Origin of the sequence: Paraburkholderia sp. MM5482-R2, assembly GCF_050436125.1 — a bacterium.
Classification (GTDB): Bacteria; Pseudomonadota; Gammaproteobacteria; order Burkholderiales; family Burkholderiaceae; genus Paraburkholderia; species Paraburkholderia tuberum.
In genome coordinates this window covers 1,391,852-1,408,033 of the sequence record NZ_JBNDLP010000002.1, presented here as the reverse complement: position 1 = coordinate 1,408,033, position 16,182 = coordinate 1,391,852, and the positions used below count along the sequence as shown (strand labels likewise).

Here is a 16,182-nt window from a genome sequence, read left to right as displayed (position 1 = left end):
GGTCTCGTGTCGGCGCGCGTTCTTGAACCCGCCTTGGATCCTGGTAGTGCTTCGCTCAATCGTGCCTGCTCCTCGCAAATCGCGACACCATGTGCGTGGCCATGCCGCGAAAACCGCCCTGCACGCCACGCCACAATCGCGGCAATGCCCACGCCGCGAGCAGAAGGAAGCCTACCATCAAGACCAGAAACACGAGCGGCACGAACAGCGCAAGCAGTACGCCGCCGACCACGAGGCCGTCCTCGGCGGTCGACGTGACGAGGTTCGACACCGGCTCCGGCGACAGGTTGATCAGCGCGCGCGTGCCCGCCTTCGCGAGATGCGCGGTGCCGGCGAGCGTGCCGCCCGCGAGCGCGGCAACGCTCAGTAGCGTCGGATCGGCGTGGCCGAGCGCGCCGGCGGCCAGCACGGCGCCGGCCGGAATGCGGATGAAGGTGTGGATCGCATCCCACAGCGAATCGAACGCGGGGATCTTGTCGGCGAAGAATTCGGCCAGCGTCAGCACGGCCGCCGCACCGATCACCCATGGCGATGACAGCGCGGACAATGTGTTCGGCAAGTGAATCAGGCCAAGACGTTCGAACACGCCGGCCAGGAGGACCGTCAGATAGAGGCGCAGACCGCTGCCCCATGAAAGGCCCGCTGCAAGTGAAAGTGATTCAAGCATGGCCGCCTCCACGCGCTAAGTGCGTGCCAGGCGCCGCGGCGGGAACGAGCGGGCGTTCCGCGCCGAAGCCATCAGGCTCGCCAAGCTGGCCGCGCCAGCCAGGCCGCGGGCAATTTCAAGGTCGTTTCTGTCTCATTATAGCTACGATAATTCGCAGAACGCAGAGCGGCGAAGCCTTCGCTGTGGCTTGCAGGCAATGGCGGCCGCGCCCCGAGCGGACGTGGCCGCCCGGTCAGTGCCCCGACGACAGCTTCAGGCCGACGAGGCCGATCACGATCAGCGACGCACTGGCGACGCGCGCGACCGTCAACGCCTCGCCCATCATCACGACGCCGAAGATGAACGCGCCGACCGCGCCGATCCCTGTCCAGACAGCATAGGCTGTGCCGAGCGGCAACTGGCGCATCGCGAGCGCGAGCAGCACGAAGCTGCCGAGCGCGGTCACGACCGTGAAGACGGACGGCCACAAGCGGGTGAAACCTTCGGAAGTTTTGAGACCGGCCGCCCACGCGACTTCGAGCAGACCGGCAATCAGGAGAAGAAACCAGGACATCGACACAGCTCCATGAAAAAATGGGGCCGTCCCCGATGATTGATGCAGGCGCAAGATCGTCCTTACGTCGGGAGATTATAACGAAGCGGCATCGCGGACGAACTCACACCGCACCCACCAGCCGGTACCCGACGCCCGTCTCCGTGACGATATGCTCCGGCTGCGCCGGATCGCGCTCGAGCTTGCCGCGCAGATGCGCCATGTAGATGCGCAGATAGTGGTGACTCTCGACGTGCGACGGCCCCCACACGTCGCGCAGCAACTGCCGGTGCGTGAGCACGCGGCCCGCATGGCGCACGAGCGTCGCGAGCAGCCGGTATTCGATCGGCGTCAGATGAACCGCGGCGCCGTCGCGCGTAACCTGGCGCAGCGCGAGGTCGACGGTGACCGCACCGAAGCGCACCTGCGGCGATTCGTTCGCGCCGCCGTGATTGCGCCGCCGCAGATGCGCGCGGATCCGCGCAAGCAGCTCGGACACGCCGAACGGCTTGGTCAGGTAATCGTCGGCGCCGGCGTCGAGCGCGGCGACCTTTTCGCTTTCCTGGGTACGCGCCGACAGCACGATCACCGGCAGCTCGCTCCAGCCGCGCAGCTCGCGGATCACGTCGAGGCCGTCGGTGTCGGGCAGGCCCAGATCGACGATCACGAGATCGGGCTTGCGCGTCGCCGCTTCGACGAGCCCCTGCTTGCCGGTCTCGGCGTCGTACACGGCGATGCCCTCGCCTTCGAGCGCCGTGCGCACGAAGCGGCGAATCTGCTTCTCGTCTTCGATCAGAACGACGGTGATGCTCAGGTCACTCATGGGCGGGGCGGGTGAGCGGGTTGAGGTCGGCGGCGGTGTCGGTGTCGGTGGCTGCGCCTTCGTCTTCGAGCGTATCAAACGTCTCGGGTGCGTCGGGCGGCGTCTTGACCGGCAGCGTGAACCAGAAGCGCGCGCCCTCGACGTGGCCATCCGCGGCCAGCCGGTTGAGCGCGCCGATTGTACCGCCGTGTGCCTCGACGATCGCGCGGCAGATCGCGAGCCCAAGGCCGATGCCTGGTTTCGCCGACTCCTTCTCGCCGCGCGTGAACTTCTCGAACACGCGCGCTTCCATGCCGGCGGGCAGGCCGGGGCCGTTGTCGTCGATCGTGATGTGCACGAACGGCGTGCCGTCCGCGTCGATCTGCTGCGCGCCGATCGCGAGCGGCGTGCCGGACGCCGTGTATTTGGCCGCGTTCTCGAACAGGTTCGAGAACAAGCGCTCCATCAACACCGCGTCGAGATGCAGCAGCGGCAGATCGGCGGGCAGCGTAACCCGCACCGGATGATCCGCGAGCACACGCTTGCACGCGCGCAGCGCGGCGCCGACGGTCTCCTCGAGCAGCGTCCATTGCTGGTTCAGCTGCAGGCTGCCGGCCTGCAAGCGCGCCATGTCGAGCAGATTCGTGACGATGCCGGTCATGCGCAGCGCTTCTTCGTGGATTGCGTCGACGAGTTCGTCGTCACGCCGCGCGGCGGATTGCGCGTCGGGCCGCAAAGAAGCATTCGCCTCGCCTTCTGTCCGCCCCTGTCCCGCCTGCCGCCCCTGTGCGAGCATCGACGAAAACCCGACTATCGTCGTCAGCGGCGTGCGCAGATCGTGCGAAATCGCCGACAGCAGCGAATTGCGCAGCCGCTCCGACTCCATGTTGACGAGCGCATCGCGCGCGATATCGACGTAGTGCACCCGTTCGAGCGCGAGCGCGATCTGCGCGGCGAACGCATCGAGCATGCGGCGCTGTTCGGGCACGGTCAGCTCGCGCTCGTCACGCACGACCACCGCGAGCACGCCGCGCGTGCGCATCGGCGCCTTCAGCGGCAGATACAGCGCCGCGGCGGCCGGCAGCGTATCGGTGCCGTGGCCGGCCGGCTTCTGCTGATCGTAGACCCATTGGCCGACGTCGAGATCGAGCGCGTCGCCTTCGAGCGTGATCGCCGCGTCGGGGTCCTCGATCTTCTGTTTGATCTGGTCGGCGCTGTCGGGCAGCAGGATCGCCACACGCGCGCCGAACACCTCGCTCACGTGCCGGGTGCCGATGCCGACGATCTGCTCGGTCGCGAGCGCCGCGGCGAGCTCGCGCGCCATCTCGTACATCGCGCCGGTGCGCTGCTCGCGGCGTCGCGCGACGCTCGCCTCGTGGCGCAGGCTCGAAGTCAGATGGCTGATCACGAGCGAGGTCAGCAGCATGCCGAAGAACGTCAGCAGGTATTGCGTGTCGGAGACCGACAGCGACATGCGCGGCGGCACGAAGAAGAAATCGAACGCGGCGACGCTCGCGAACGACAGCACGACACCCGGCCCGCGCCCGAGCTTCACCGCGGTGAAGATCACGCCGAGCAGATACAGCATCACGAGGTTGGTCAGATCGATGCGGTCGATCAACTGGCTCGACAGCAACGTGATCGCCGCACCAATCGCGAGCGCGTACGCGTACGCGCGCGGCGGCGAGCGACGCTCGCGGGCCGCGCTCAACGCCTCGCGCCACGCGTTCGCGGTCGTGTTCAACAGCCGCCGCTGCTCGCCGCCGTCGCGCTCCGACGATACGCGAATCAGCGTGAGATCGAGATCGCCGCTCTTCTCGGCGATGCGCTCGCCCAGCGGCCGGCGCAGCCAGCGGCTCGCGCCCGTGCGCGACGATGCGCCCGCCACCAGCTTCGATACGTTGCGCGCCTGCGCGTAACCGATCAACGCGTCGAGCTCATCGGTGGCGGCGAGCGTCGCGGTTTCCGCGCCGAGCTCGGCGGCGAGCTTCAGCGCGTTCAGCGTGCGTTCGCGGCGCGCGTCGGGCAGGCGCTGCAACGCGGGCGTTTCGACATAGACCGCGAGCCAGTCGGCCCTCAGGCTCGCGGCGAGGCGCGCCGCCGAGCGTACCAGCGCCGGCGCTTCGGGACCAGGACCGACGCACACCAGCAGCCGCTCGCGCGCCTGCCAGATACGCTGGATCGACCGATCGGCGCGGTACTCGCGCATCTGCGCGTCGACCCGATCGGCGGTGCGGCGCAGCGCGAGTTCGCGCAGCGCGATCAGGTTGCCCTTGCGAAAGAAGTTGCGCACCGCGCGCTCGGCCTGCTGCGCCATGTAGACCTTGCCGTCGCGCATGCGGTCGAGCAGTTCCTCGGCCGGCAGATCGACGAGCGTGACTTCGTCGGCATGATCGAACACGCGATCGGGCACGGTCTCCCACACCCGGATGCCGGTGATCTGGCCGACCACGTCGTTCAGGCTCTCCAGGTGCTGCACGTTGACGGTCGTATAAACGTCGATGCCCGCGTCGAGCAGTTCGTAGACGTCCTGCCAGCGCTTCAGATGACGCGCGCCCTGCAGGTTCGAATGCGCGAGTTCGTCGACGAGGATCAGTTGCGGCTTGCGCGCGAGCGCGGCGTCGAGATCGAACTCGCCGAGCTTGCGGCCGCGATACTCGATCTGCGCCAGCGGCAGCACGTCGAGCCCCGCGAGCAACGCGGCGGTATCGCTGCGTCCATGCGTTTCGGCGATGCCGACCAGCACGTCGACCCCTTCTTGCTGGCGGCGGCTCGCGGCCTGCAGCATCGCATAGGTCTTGCCGACGCCGGCCGACGCGCCGAAGAAAACCTTCAGCCGGCCGCGCTGGCGTTTTTCTTCGTCGCGCTGCAGCTTGTCGAGCAGTTGGTCAGGATCGGGGCGGTTCATGCTCAGTGGTTTTGATAGTCGTGCGAGCGGCGGTGTCTGCATGGTGGCACGGCCCGCGCCGGCCCGCAAATGGCGGCGCGGCGCCACGCGAAACGCCGCTGTTTCATCGATGAACCGCAATTGCGGCTGGTGCGTCGTCGATGCGTTCAGTGTCAGCCGCGCTTCATTTCATCGAGCGCGAGATTGAGCTTCAGCACATTCACGCGCGGCTCGCCGAGCACGCCGAACTGGCGCCCCGTCGTGTAGCGCTCGACGAGCGCCTGCACGTCGTTCGGCGCGAGATGACGGGCCTGCGCGACCCGCTCGAGCTGATACGCGGCCGCGGCCGGACTGATCTCCGGATCGAGCCCGCTGCCCGACGACGTGACCAGATCGACCGGCACCGGCTTCGACATGTCGGTGCCCGCCGCCTTCAGCGCCGCGAGACGGCCCTTGATCTCGTCGAGCAGCGCGGGGTTGTTCGGCCCGAGGTTCGAGCCGCCCGAGCTTTGCGGGTTGTACGGCATCGGGCTCGTCGCCGACAGCCGGCCCCAGAAGTACTGGGGCGCGTCGAACTGCTGGCCGATCAGCTGTGAGCCGACCACCTTGCCGTTCTGCTCGATGAGGCTGCCGTTGGCCTGTTCGTGGAACGCCGCCTGGCCGAACGCGGTCATCACGGCGGGATAGGCGAGTCCTGTGATCGCGGTCAGCACCGCGAAGATCACGATCAGCGGACGGAACAGATTTTTCATGATGGGTCTCTTTCCCTTTTCATCACATGGTCACTGCGCTCAAACCCAACCGAACGCGGCGAGCACCATATCGATCAGCTTGATGCCGATGAACGGCACGATGATCCCGCCAAGGCCATAGATCAGCAGATTGCGGCGCAGCAGGATCGCAGCGCCTAGCGCGCGATAGCGCACGCCCTTCAGCGCCAGCGGAATCAGCAGCACGATGATCAGCGCGTTGAAGATCACCGCCGACATGATTGCCGAGGTCGGCGTCGCGAGATGCATCACGTTCAGCGCGTTCAACGCCGGATACGTCGACGCGAACGCGGCCGGGATGATCGCGAAGTACTTGGCGACGTCGTTGGCGATCGAGAACGTGGTCAACGACCCGCGCGTCATCAGCATCTGCTTGCCGATCTCGACGATCTCGATCAGCTTGGTCGGATTCGAATCGAGATCGACCATATTGCCGGCCTCTTTTGCCGCCTGCGTGCCGGTGTTCATCGCGACCGCGACGTCGGCCTGCGCGAGCGCGGGCGCGTCGTTGGTGCCGTCGCCGGTCATCGCGACCAGACGCCCTTCGGCCTGATGCGCGCGAATCGTCGCGAGCTTCGTTTCGGGTGTCGCCTCGGCAAGGAAGTCGTCGACGCCCGCTTCGGCCGCGATCGCGGCGGCGGTCAGGCGGTTGTCGCCCGTCACCATCACGGTCTTGATGCCCATCTTGCGCAGCTCGGCGAAGCGCTCCTTGATGCCGCCCTTCACGACGTCCTTCAACTCGATCACGCCGAGCACGCGCGCGCCCTGCTCGCCTTTCTCGGCGACCACCAGCGGTGTGCTGCCGCGTCGCGCGACATCGGCGACCGCGTTGCTGACTTCATTCGGGAAACGGCCGCCGTTCGCTTCGACATAGTGCTTGACCGCATCGGCCGCGCCCTTGCGGATTTCACGGCCATGAGTCCCGTAGGGAGTCCCTTGCGGAGACAGATCGACGCCGCTCATGCGAGTCTGCGCCGTGAACGCGAGAAACACCGCATGCAGCGAGGCCATATCGCGCTGACGGATATTGAAGCGCTGCTTCGCGAGCACGACGATGCTGCGGCCTTCCGGCGTTTCGTCGGCGAGCGACGACAGCTGCGCGGCATCGGCAAGCGCCTCTTCGGTCAGACCCGGCGCGGGCAGAAACTGCGACGCCTGGCGGTTGCCGAGCGTGATCGTGCCCGTCTTGTCGAGCAGCAGCACGTCGACGTCGCCGGCCGCTTCGACGGCACGGCCCGAGGTCGCGATCACGTTCGCCTGCATCATGCGGCTCATCCCGGCCACGCCGATCGCCGACAACAGGCCGCCGATCGTCGTCGGGATCAGACACACGAGCAGCGCGGCGAGCGCGGTGATCGTCACCACGTGGCCCGCTTTCGCGGCTTCAACGGAGAACATCGAGAACGGCAGCAGCGTCGCGGTGGCGAGCAGCATCACGATGGTCAGCGCGACGAGCAGGATGGTGAGCGCGATTTCGTTCGGCGTCTTCTGACGCTTCGCGCCTTCGACCATCGCGATCATGCGGTCGAGGAACGCCTCGCCCGGGTTGGCCGTGACGCGCACGACGATCCAGTCCGACAGCACCCGCGTGCCGCCCGTCACCGACGAAAAGTCGCCGCCCGACTCGCGGATCACCGGCGCCGATTCACCGGTGATCGCCGATTCGTCGACCGAAGCGACGCCCTCGATCACTTCGCCGTCGGCCGGGATCACGTCGCCGGTCTCGACCAGCACGACGTCGCCACGGCGCAGATCGGTCGCGGTCGTGATGCGGATCGGCGACTTCGGATGCGGCTCGTTGAGCTTCTTCGCCATCACGTCTTTCTTCGCGCTGCGCAGCGACGCGGCCTGCGCTTTCGAGCGGCCTTCGGCGAGCGCCTCCGCGAAGTTCGCGAACAGCACCGTGAACCACAGCCACAGCGTGACCGCGAGGATGAAGCCCGCGGGCGCCTCGGCCTGACCGCCGAGCGCGGCGATCCACAGAATGGTCGTCAGGATGCTGCCGACGTACACGCAGAACATCACCGGGTTGCGAAACTGCGTGCGCGGCGTGAGCTTTTTAAAGGAGTCCACGATCGCCGGACGCAGCAGCGCCGGGTCGAACATGGACCGGGTAGCGTTATGTTCAGTCATTGAATCCTCGAATGTCCGTGGGCGCTTGCAGGCTTGCCGCGTGCGAGCGCCTGTTCGGTCGCTGGTTCGCGGCCGTGGGTCACTGCCGTGGGTCAGTGCGCGCCGATCATCATCAGTTGCTCGACGCCGGGACCGAGCGCGAGCGCCGGGACATAGGTCAGCGCGCCGACCAGCAGCACCGTGCCGAGCAGCAGCACGACGAACAGCGGTCCGTGCGTCGGCAGCGTGCCGCCGGTGACGGCGATGCGCTTCTTCGCGGCGAGCGAACCGGCGATCGCGAGCACCGGCACGATCGTGCCGAAGCGGCCGAACCACATCGCGATCGCGGTGAGCCAGTTGTAGAACGGCGTATTCACCGTGAGACCCGCGAACGCGCTACCGTTGTTGTTCGCTGCCGAGCTGAACGCATAGAGGATCTCGGAGAAGCCGTGTGCGCCGGGGTTTGCGATGCCGGCCTTGCCCGCCGCGCTGAGCACCGCGATCGAGGTACCCACCAGCACGAGCAGCGGCGTGAGCAGCACGACGATCGACACCATCTTCATCTCGTAGGCCTCGATCTTCTTGCCGACATATTCAGGAGTACGCCCGATCATCAGTCCCGCGACGAACACCGCGAGCAGCGCGAACACGAGCATCCCGTACATGCCGGAACCGACACCGCCGAAGATCACTTCGCCGAGCTGGATCAGCAGCATCGGATACAGGCCGCCGAGCGGCGTCAACGAATCGTGCATGTTGTCGACCGCGCCGCACGAAGCCGCCGTCGTCGCGACCGTGAAGATGCCCGACTGCGCGATGCCGAAGCGCGTTTCCTTGCCCTCCGCATTGCCGCCCGCCTGCAGCGCGTTCGCCGACTGGTCGATGTTGAGCGCCGTGAACGCGGGATTGCCGCTCTGCTCGGCGCTGATCTCGCCGAACACGCAAACGCCGAACGCGATCGTCATCGCCGCGAGCACCGCGACGCCCTGCCGCCGGTCGCCGATCACGCGGCCGAACACGAGCGCGAGCGCCGCCGGGATGATCAGGATCGAGATGATCTGTACGAAGTTCGAGAACGGCGTCGGGTTTTCGTACGGATGCGCGGAGTTGCCGTTGAAGAAGCCGCCGCCGTTGGTGCCGAGCATCTTGATCGCTTCCTGCGACGCGACCGGGCCCATCGCGATGGTCTGCGTCTTCACGGGCGTGTCGAGCGTCACCGGATCGCCCTTCGCGTCCTTCACCGGATTGCCTTGCGCGTCGAGCTTCGGCGCGGCGTAGGTGGTGGTCTGCAGCGTCGGCACCTCCTGATATGCCTTGAAGTTCTGGATCACGCCCTGACTCATCAGCAGTGCGGCGATGATCGCCGCCATCGGCAGCAGGACGTACATCGTCACGCGCGTGATGTCGACCCAGAAGTTGCCGATCGTCTTCGCCGTATGACGCGCGAAGCCGCGCATCAACGCGAACACGACGACGATGCCGGTCGCCGCCGACAGGAAGTTCTGCACGGTCAGGCCGAGCATCTGCGTCAGATAGCCGACGGTCTGCTCGGGCGTGTAGTCCTGCCAGTTGGTGTTGGTCACGAAGCTGACCGCGGTGTTGAACGCGCTGTCGACCGACATCGCGCCGAACTGCTGCGGATTGCCTGGCAGCCACCCTTGCACGCGCAAGAGCACGTACAGGAACGCCGCGCCGAGCACGTTGAACGCGAGCGTGGCGACCGCGTAGTGCCTCCAGCCCATTTCCGCCGCTGGATCGACGCCCGCGATACGGTAAAGCAGCCGTTCGAGCGGCGCGCCGAAGCGCACCACGCGCGAACTGCCATCCATCACGGCGCCGAGATAGCTCGCCATCGGCACCGCGGCGGCCAGTAGCACGACAATAAAAAGACTCGCCTGCAGGACATCGTTCGTGTTCATTCAATGTCCTCCGCGCGCAGCAGCGCATACACGAGATATACGAACAGCAGCGCGGTGGACGCGCCGGCCAGCCACAGCATCCAGGTCATCAGCGCGCTCCTTGTCCGCGGCGCAACTGCATCAGCTTCTCGCAGCCGCCAATCAGCCCAAAGGTCAGCAAGGCAAACAGCGCCAGGCCCCCGACATACAGCAGATCCATTCTCGTTCTCCATTCACGGACTTTGGATGGATAGAACGGTATGCCGATCGGCCTAAAGGGCTGGTCAAAGATCGTGGGGTGCGCGTAAAAATCGCGTAAACGGACAAGGCCGTTTCATCTCGCGATGAAACGGCCCTGATGGATGACGTGCAGCGCAGCCCGAGGCCGCGCTGCCACTTCTTTACGGCAGCAGGATCGTCGACCCCGTCGTGCGGCGCCCTTCGAGGTCCGCATGTGCCTGCCCGACGTCCGGCAGCGCATAGCGCTGATTGATGCTCGTCTTGACCTTGCCCGAGCTCAGCACGTCGAACAGCTCGGCCGACATCGCCTCGTAGTCGCTGCGTTTCGCCATATAGGTGAAGAGCGTCGGTCGTGTAAAGAACAGCGAGCCGCGCCCCGCGAATTCCGACGAATCGATCGGCGGCAGCGGACCCGACGCGTTGCCGAAGCTCACGAACAGGCCGAGCGGCGCGAGACAGTCGAGCGACTTTTCGAAGGTGTCCTTGCCGATCGAATCGTAGACGACCGGCACGCCCGCGCCGTTGGTTATCTCGCGTACGCGCTTCGTGAAGTTCTCGCGCGTATAGACGATCGCGTGATCGCAGCCGTGCGCTTTCGCGATCTCGGCTTTCTCGTCGGAACCGACCGTGCCGATCACCGTCGCGCCGAGCGCCTTCGCCCACTGGCACACGAGCAGGCCGACGCCGCCCGCTGCGGCCTGAATGAGGATCGTGTCACCGGCCTTCACGCGATACGTGCGGCGCAGCAGATATTGCGCAGTCAAGCCTTGCAGCATCACCGACGCGGCCTGCTCGTCGCTGATCGCATCGGGCAGCTTGACGACCAGCGCGGCCTGCAGCACGCGCTCCTGCGCATACGCGCCGGGCGGCCGCGCGACGTACGCGACGCGATCGCCGACCTTCAGACCGGTCACGCCCGAGCCCACCGCGCTGACCTCGCCGGCCGCTTCCATGCCGAGTCCTCCCGGCAGCGGCAGCGGATACAGACCGGTGCGGAAATACACGTCGATGTAATTGAGGCCGACCGCCGTCTGGCGAATGCGGATCTCGCCCGCGCCGGGCTCGCCCACCTCGACGTCGACCCATTTCATGACTTCGGGGCCGCCGGTTTTGTCGAAACGGATTGCCTTGACCATCACGTCTCCTTCATCTGTCATCTGTATGGATGTGGGTGCGGCGACGCGCGCGCTCACGCCTCGCCGGACAGGCGCAGCGTCAGCACGTCGAGCACCATGCGGGCGGTCGAAATGTTCGTCGCGCACGGAATGTTGTGCACGTCGCACGCGCGCACTAGCGCGTTGATGTCCGGCTCGTGCGGCTGCGGCGTCATCGGGTCGCGCAGGAAAATCACCATGTCGACGCGCCCTTCGGCGAGCTGCGCGCCGATCTGCAGGTCGCCGCCGTGCGGGCCCGACAGCATGCGCTCGACCGTCAGGCCGTGCGCGTCGCTGATGCGTCCGCCGGTCGTGCCGGTTGCGACGATCTCGCAGCGCGCGAGCGTGTCGACGTATTCGCCGGCCAGTTTGACGATGTCGTCCTTCTTGTGATCGTGCGCGATCAGCGCTATGCGGGTGCTCATGACGTAAGACTCCTCAAACCCTTGTGGCTATCGTTGTTGTGATGTGACGGGTGTCGTTCGCGCGCGGCGGCTCGGTACGGGCCTGCTCGGTACGCACCAGCTCAGTACGTACCGGGATAGGCGCCGCCGTCGATCAACCAGTTCTGCCCGGTGATGTAACCCGCGTGCGTGCTGCACAGGAACGCGCAGGCGCGGCCGAATTCTTCGCGATTACCGAAACGGCCGGCGGGGATCGTCTTCATGCGCTGCTTGCGCGCTTCGTCGATCGAAATGTTGTGCGTCTTCGCCTGCGCCTCGAACGTGACCGCGATACGGTCGGTGTCGAACAGGCCCGGCAGCAGGTTGTTGATCGTCACGCCGGTCGGCGCGACCTTGCGCGCGAGCCCCGCGACGAAACCGGTCAGGCCGGAGCGCGCGCCGTTCGACAGACCGAGCACGTCGATCGGCGCCTTCACCGCCGAGCTCGTGATGTTGACGATGCGCCCGAAGCCGCGCGCGCTCATCGTGTCGATGGTCTGACGGATCAGCTCGATCGGCGTCAGCATGTTGGCTTCGAGCGCGCGGATCCAGTCCTCGTGCGTGAAGTTGCGGAAATCGCCCGGCGGCGGTCCGCCCGCGTTGTTGACGAGAATGTCCGGCTGCGGGCAGGCCGCGAGCGCGGCCGCGCGCCCTTCAGGCGTGGTGATGTCGCATGCGACGGTCTTCACCTCGACGCCGCTCTGCTTGCGGATCGCCTCGGCGGTCGCTTCGAGCGTTTCGGCGGTGCGCGCGACGATCGTCAGGTCGACGCCCTCGGCGGCGAGCGCTTCCGCGCAGCCGCGTCCCAGACCTTTGCTCGCCGCGCAAACCAGCGCGCGGCGTCCTGCGATTCCCATGTCCATGTGTATGCCCTCGTGGCGAAGTTTCCCCAGATTCTAGAAGAATCGGTGCCGGACTGTGCCGCGTCGCTACAATCTCAGGTATCGCCGGGCGGTACTCTTTCGGTAAACTCGCGCGGTGGCGCGCTTTTCCACCGTTCGTCCGACCTTCGAGCGCGGACTGAGCCAACGGATGAGCGCGCCGAACCGATCCACCTTGCCGCCGCGCGCGAGCCCGCCATGACCCAGGACAGCCGTTTCCCCAATCTCTTCATCCTCGATCACCCGCTGATCCAGCACAAGCTGTCGCACATGCGCGACCGGGACACGTCGACCCGCACGTTCCGCGAACTGCTGCGCGAAATCACGCTGCTGATGGGCTACGAAATCACCCGCAACCTGCCAATGACCACGCGCCGCATCACCACGCCGCTCGTCGAGATCGACGCGCCGGTGATCGCCGGCAAGAAGCTCGCGATCGTGCCGGTGCTGCGCGCGGGCGTCGGCATGTCGGACGGCCTGCTCGAGCTGGTGCCGTCGGCGCGCGTCGGCCATATCGGCGTGTATCGCGCGGAGGATCATCGGCCGGTCGAATACCTGGTGCGGCTGCCGGACCTCGAAGACCGCGTGTTCATCCTCTGCGATCCGATGGTCGCGACCGGCTACTCGGCCGTGCACGCGGTCGATGTGCTCAAGCGCCGCAACGTGGCGGCCGAGAACATCATGTTCCTCGCGCTCGTCGCCGCGCCCGAGGGCGTGCAGGTGTTCCAGGACGCGCACCCGGACGTCAAGCTGTTCATCGCGTCGCTCGATTCGCATCTGAACGAGCATGCGTACATCGTGCCGGGCCTGGGCGACGCGGGCGACCGGTTGTTCGGTACGAAGAACTGACGCGCCGGGGGCCAGCGGGGTGGCCTGGCGATGCCGCCGCCCCGGAACCGGCCCCGCTTTCGCCCGCATCCGGCCCTCCCGGCGACACATCCGCGCCGCCTCCATTCATTTTCGCGTCGATTTCATGGCATTTGCGGCCGGTTTCGCGGCGCGGCCCCCTCTGCCGCACCCTCGCGGCATGATAAAATTCGAATCCGCTCGACGGAGCGCCTCGACCCGCACGATCACTCGCACCACCGCCTGCAATTTCGACTGGCGCCCCGCGCTTTCGCATCAGGTCATGCGGCGCCTGGCCGCGCAAGCTGCGCCGCTCCGCCGCGTTGCCGCCCTGCGGCTCCGCCTGGCCGGCCGATCATGCACGAACCGGCACGAACGCCCACCGGCGGGCAAGCGCGGAACGACGCGCGGGAACGGCCAGGCTGAGATCGGCGGCACAGGTGGCCGCCTCGACGGGCCAACACGAGCGACAAGCACAAGCGGCCGGCAGCCTTTCACCTGACGGATTGACATCGAGGCGCAACACGCGAGGCGCCCGACATCGCAACGACAATTGCACTATGCGTGCGCCCCGCTGGCGCGCGCGACGGAGAAAAGTATGGCGGGTCATTCGAAATGGGCCAACATCAAGCATAAGAAAGCAGCGGCCGATGCCAAGCGCGGCAAGGTCTGGACGCGGCTCATCAAGGAAATCCAGGTTGCGGCCCGTCTGGGCGGCGGCGAAATCGACTCGAACCCGCGTCTGCGGCTCGCGGTCGACAAGGCGTACGACGCCAACATGCCGAAAGACAACATCAACCGCGCGATCCAGCGCGGTGTCGGCGGCGCGGACGGCGCGAACTACGAGGAAATCCGCTACGAAGGCTATGGCATCGGCGGCGCGGCGGTGATCGTCGACACCATGACCGACAACCGCACCCGCACGGTCGCGGAAGTGCGTCACGCGTTCTCGAAGAACGGCGGCAACATGGGCACCGACGGCTCGGTGTCGTTCATGTTCGATCACGTCGGCCAGTTCCTGTTCGCTCCCGGCACCGCCGAAGACGCGCTGATGGAAGCCGCGCTCGAAGCGGGTGCCGACGACGTCGTGACGAACGAGGACGGCAGTATCGAGGTGCTGTGCCCGCCGAACGATTTTTCGAAAGTGAAGGCTGCACTCGAAACGGCGGGCTTCAAGGCCGAACTGGCCGAAGTCACGATGAAGCCGCAGACCGAAGTCGAATTCACCGGCGACGATGCCGTGAAAATGCAGAAGCTGCTCGACGCGCTGGAAAATCTGGACGACGTGCAGGAAGTCTATACAAACGCGTCGATCGCCGGCGAGTGATGGCGCGCCGGCCTCTGGCATCGTTTGCCCTTGCTGTTGATGGTTTATTGCACGGCTGAGCACACCGCTCGGCCGTTTATGGTTTTCAAGTCTCGGGGATTCACATGAAGTTACTCGTCGTCGGTTCCGGCGGTCGCGAACATGCGCTGGCATGGAAGCTCGCGCAATCGCCGCGGGTCCAGCTCGTCTACGTCGCGCCGGGCAACGGCGGCACCGCTCAGGATGAGCGTCTGCTCAACCTCGACATCACCGAGCCGGCCGCGCTCGCTGATTTCGTCGAAAAAGAACAGATCGCGTTCACGCTGGTCGGGCCGGAAGCGCCGCTCGCGGCAGGCATCGTCAACCTGTTCCGCTCGCGCGGTCTGAAGATCTTCGGGCCGACCAAAGAGGCCGCCCAGCTCGAAAGCTCGAAAGATTTCGCCAAAGCTTTCATGAAGCGCCACGGCATCCCGACGGCCGAGTACGAAACCTTCGCCGACGTCGCCGCCGCGCACGCGTATCTGGACGCCAAGGGCGCGCCGATCGTGATCAAGGCCGACGGCCTCGCCGCCGGCAAGGGCGTGGTGGTCGCGCAAACGCTGGAAGAAGCGCACGCCGCGGTCGACATGATGCTGTCGGACAACAAGCTCGGCGACGCCGGCGCGCGCGTCGTGATCGAGGAGTTCCTCGCCGGCGAGGAAGCGAGCTTCATCGTGATGGTGGACGGCAAGCACGTGCTCGCGCTCGCGTCGAGCCAGGATCACAAGCGTCTGCTCGACGGCGACCAGGGCCCGAACACGGGCGGCATGGGCGCCTACTCGCCCGCGCCGATCGTCACGCCGCAGCTGCATGCGCGCGTGATGCGCGAAATCATCCTGCCGACCGTGCGCGGCATGGAGAAGGAAGGTATCCGCTACACCGGCTTCCTGTACGCGGGCCTGATGATCGACGCGCAAGGCAACCCGAAGACGCTTGAGTTCAACTGCCGGATGGGCGACCCCGAAACGCAGCCGATCATGGCGCGTCTGAAAGGCGACTATTCGAAAGTGGTGGAACACGCGATCGCCGGCACGCTCGACACCGTCGAGCTCGAATGGGACCGCCGCACCGCGCTCGGTGTCGTGCTCGCCGCGCACAACTACCCGGACACGCCGAGGAAGGGCGACCGCATCAACGGCATTCCCGCCGAAACCGCGGATTCAGTCACGTTCCACGCCGGCACCACGCTGACGGACGGCAAGCTGACCACCTCGGGCGGGCGCGTGCTGTGCGTCGTCGGTCTCGCGGATTCGGTGCGCACCGCGCAGGCGGCCGCGTACCACACGATCAACCAGATCGCGTTCGACGGCATGCAGTACCGCCGCGACATCGGCTATCGCGCGCTCAACCGCAAGCACGACGGCAAGTAAGCTTCGCTAGGGCTGGACGCCGTGCGGGCGGCGCACTGCCGGTGCCACAGGCGCCGCCGTGCGGGCACGTTACACGACGCGCGCTACACTGAATCTGTCCCGCTCGTCGCGGCAGACGGGCCCGGAGCCCGCGAATCGACTGAAGCGGCAAGCCGCCTCTGATGTTCGCCTCCGGCAACCAGGCAATCCGAACCAGCGGTCCAGGTTCGCAGAGACCCGGCGCGAACGCGGCCAT

Annotated in this window: 15 protein-coding genes; 3 read left to right on the top strand and 12 right to left on the bottom strand. The window is 66.5% G+C overall.

Annotated features, from left to right (window positions below):
• Positions 1-55: 55 nt before the first annotated feature.
• From OKW37_RS09370 to OKW37_RS09315, 12 genes are all read right to left on the bottom strand, one after another.
• Positions 56-667 (bottom strand): DUF4126 domain-containing protein, encoded by a 612-nt coding sequence (locus tag OKW37_RS09370; RefSeq protein ID WP_184059364.1) that lies wholly within the window; start codon positions 665-667, stop codon positions 56-58.
• 232 nt (positions 668-899) lie between these two features.
• Complete coding sequence (sugE, locus tag OKW37_RS09365) at positions 900-1,220, bottom strand: quaternary ammonium compound efflux SMR transporter SugE (RefSeq protein ID WP_090805648.1); 321 nt, start codon at positions 1,218-1,220, stop codon at positions 900-902.
• A gap of 103 nt (positions 1,221-1,323) precedes the next feature.
• The gene (gene kdpE, locus OKW37_RS09360) at positions 1,324-2,022 is read right to left on the bottom strand and encodes a two-component system response regulator KdpE (RefSeq protein WP_176109149.1); all 699 of its coding nucleotides are present in this window, start codon (positions 2,020-2,022) and stop codon (positions 1,324-1,326) included.
• The gene (locus tag OKW37_RS09355; RefSeq protein WP_429406840.1) at positions 2,015-4,909 is read right to left on the bottom strand and encodes a DUF4118 domain-containing protein; all 2,895 of its coding nucleotides are present in this window, start codon (positions 4,907-4,909) and stop codon (positions 2,015-2,017) included. The genes kdpE and OKW37_RS09355 overlap by 8 nt, the downstream gene beginning before the upstream one ends.
• A gap of 152 nt (positions 4,910-5,061) precedes the next feature.
• Positions 5,062-5,640: a potassium-transporting ATPase subunit KdpC gene (gene kdpC / locus OKW37_RS09350; protein WP_090803729.1), complete on the bottom strand. Its 579-nt coding sequence runs from the start codon at positions 5,638-5,640 to the stop codon at positions 5,062-5,064.
• A gap of 39 nt (positions 5,641-5,679) precedes the next feature.
• The gene (gene kdpB, locus OKW37_RS09345) at positions 5,680-7,791 is read right to left on the bottom strand and encodes a potassium-transporting ATPase subunit KdpB (RefSeq protein WP_429406842.1); all 2,112 of its coding nucleotides are present in this window, start codon (positions 7,789-7,791) and stop codon (positions 5,680-5,682) included.
• Positions 7,792-7,883: 92 nt separating this feature from the next.
• Entirely contained in the window at positions 7,884-9,689 is a 1,806-nt protein-coding gene (kdpA, locus tag OKW37_RS09340) for a potassium-transporting ATPase subunit KdpA (protein ID WP_429406844.1), read from the bottom strand.
• Positions 9,686-9,778, bottom strand: coding sequence for a K(+)-transporting ATPase subunit F (gene kdpF / locus OKW37_RS09335; protein ID WP_013088901.1), 93 nt, complete (start codon positions 9,776-9,778; stop codon positions 9,686-9,688). Before kdpF ends, kdpA begins: the two co-directional genes overlap by 4 nt.
• A complete protein-coding gene (locus tag OKW37_RS09330) occupies positions 9,778-9,888 on the bottom strand; it encodes a potassium ABC transporter ATPase (protein WP_429406846.1) in 111 nt (36 codons plus the stop codon). Before OKW37_RS09330 ends, kdpF begins: the two co-directional genes overlap by 1 nt.
• Positions 9,889-10,069: 181 nt before the next feature.
• Positions 10,070-11,044: a quinone oxidoreductase family protein gene (locus OKW37_RS09325; protein ID WP_184059374.1), complete on the bottom strand. Its 975-nt coding sequence runs from the start codon at positions 11,042-11,044 to the stop codon at positions 10,070-10,072.
• 53 nt (positions 11,045-11,097) lie between these two features.
• Complete coding sequence (locus OKW37_RS09320) at positions 11,098-11,487, bottom strand: methylglyoxal synthase (protein WP_013088898.1); 390 nt, start codon at positions 11,485-11,487, stop codon at positions 11,098-11,100.
• A gap of 101 nt (positions 11,488-11,588) precedes the next feature.
• Positions 11,589-12,368 carry an SDR family oxidoreductase gene (locus tag OKW37_RS09315; protein ID WP_090803723.1) on the bottom strand — a complete coding sequence of 260 codons (780 nt, stop codon included), beginning with the start codon at positions 12,366-12,368 and terminating at the stop codon, positions 11,589-11,591.
• A 216-nt stretch (positions 12,369-12,584) separates the two neighbouring features.
• On the opposite strand from OKW37_RS09315, the gene upp reads away from it, so the two are divergent.
• From upp to purD, 3 genes are all read left to right on the top strand, one after another.
• A complete protein-coding gene (gene upp, locus OKW37_RS09310; protein WP_026225693.1) occupies positions 12,585-13,235 on the top strand; it encodes a uracil phosphoribosyltransferase in 651 nt (216 codons plus the stop codon).
• 595 nt (positions 13,236-13,830) lie between these two features.
• Positions 13,831-14,559, top strand: a complete 729-nt coding sequence (locus tag OKW37_RS09305) for a YebC/PmpR family DNA-binding transcriptional regulator (RefSeq protein ID WP_018419973.1) — start codon at positions 13,831-13,833, stop codon at positions 14,557-14,559.
• 104 nt (positions 14,560-14,663) lie between these two features.
• A complete protein-coding gene (gene purD, locus OKW37_RS09300) occupies positions 14,664-15,947 on the top strand; it encodes a phosphoribosylamine--glycine ligase (protein WP_429406847.1) in 1,284 nt (427 codons plus the stop codon).
• The last annotated feature ends 235 nt before the right edge of the window (positions 15,948-16,182 follow it).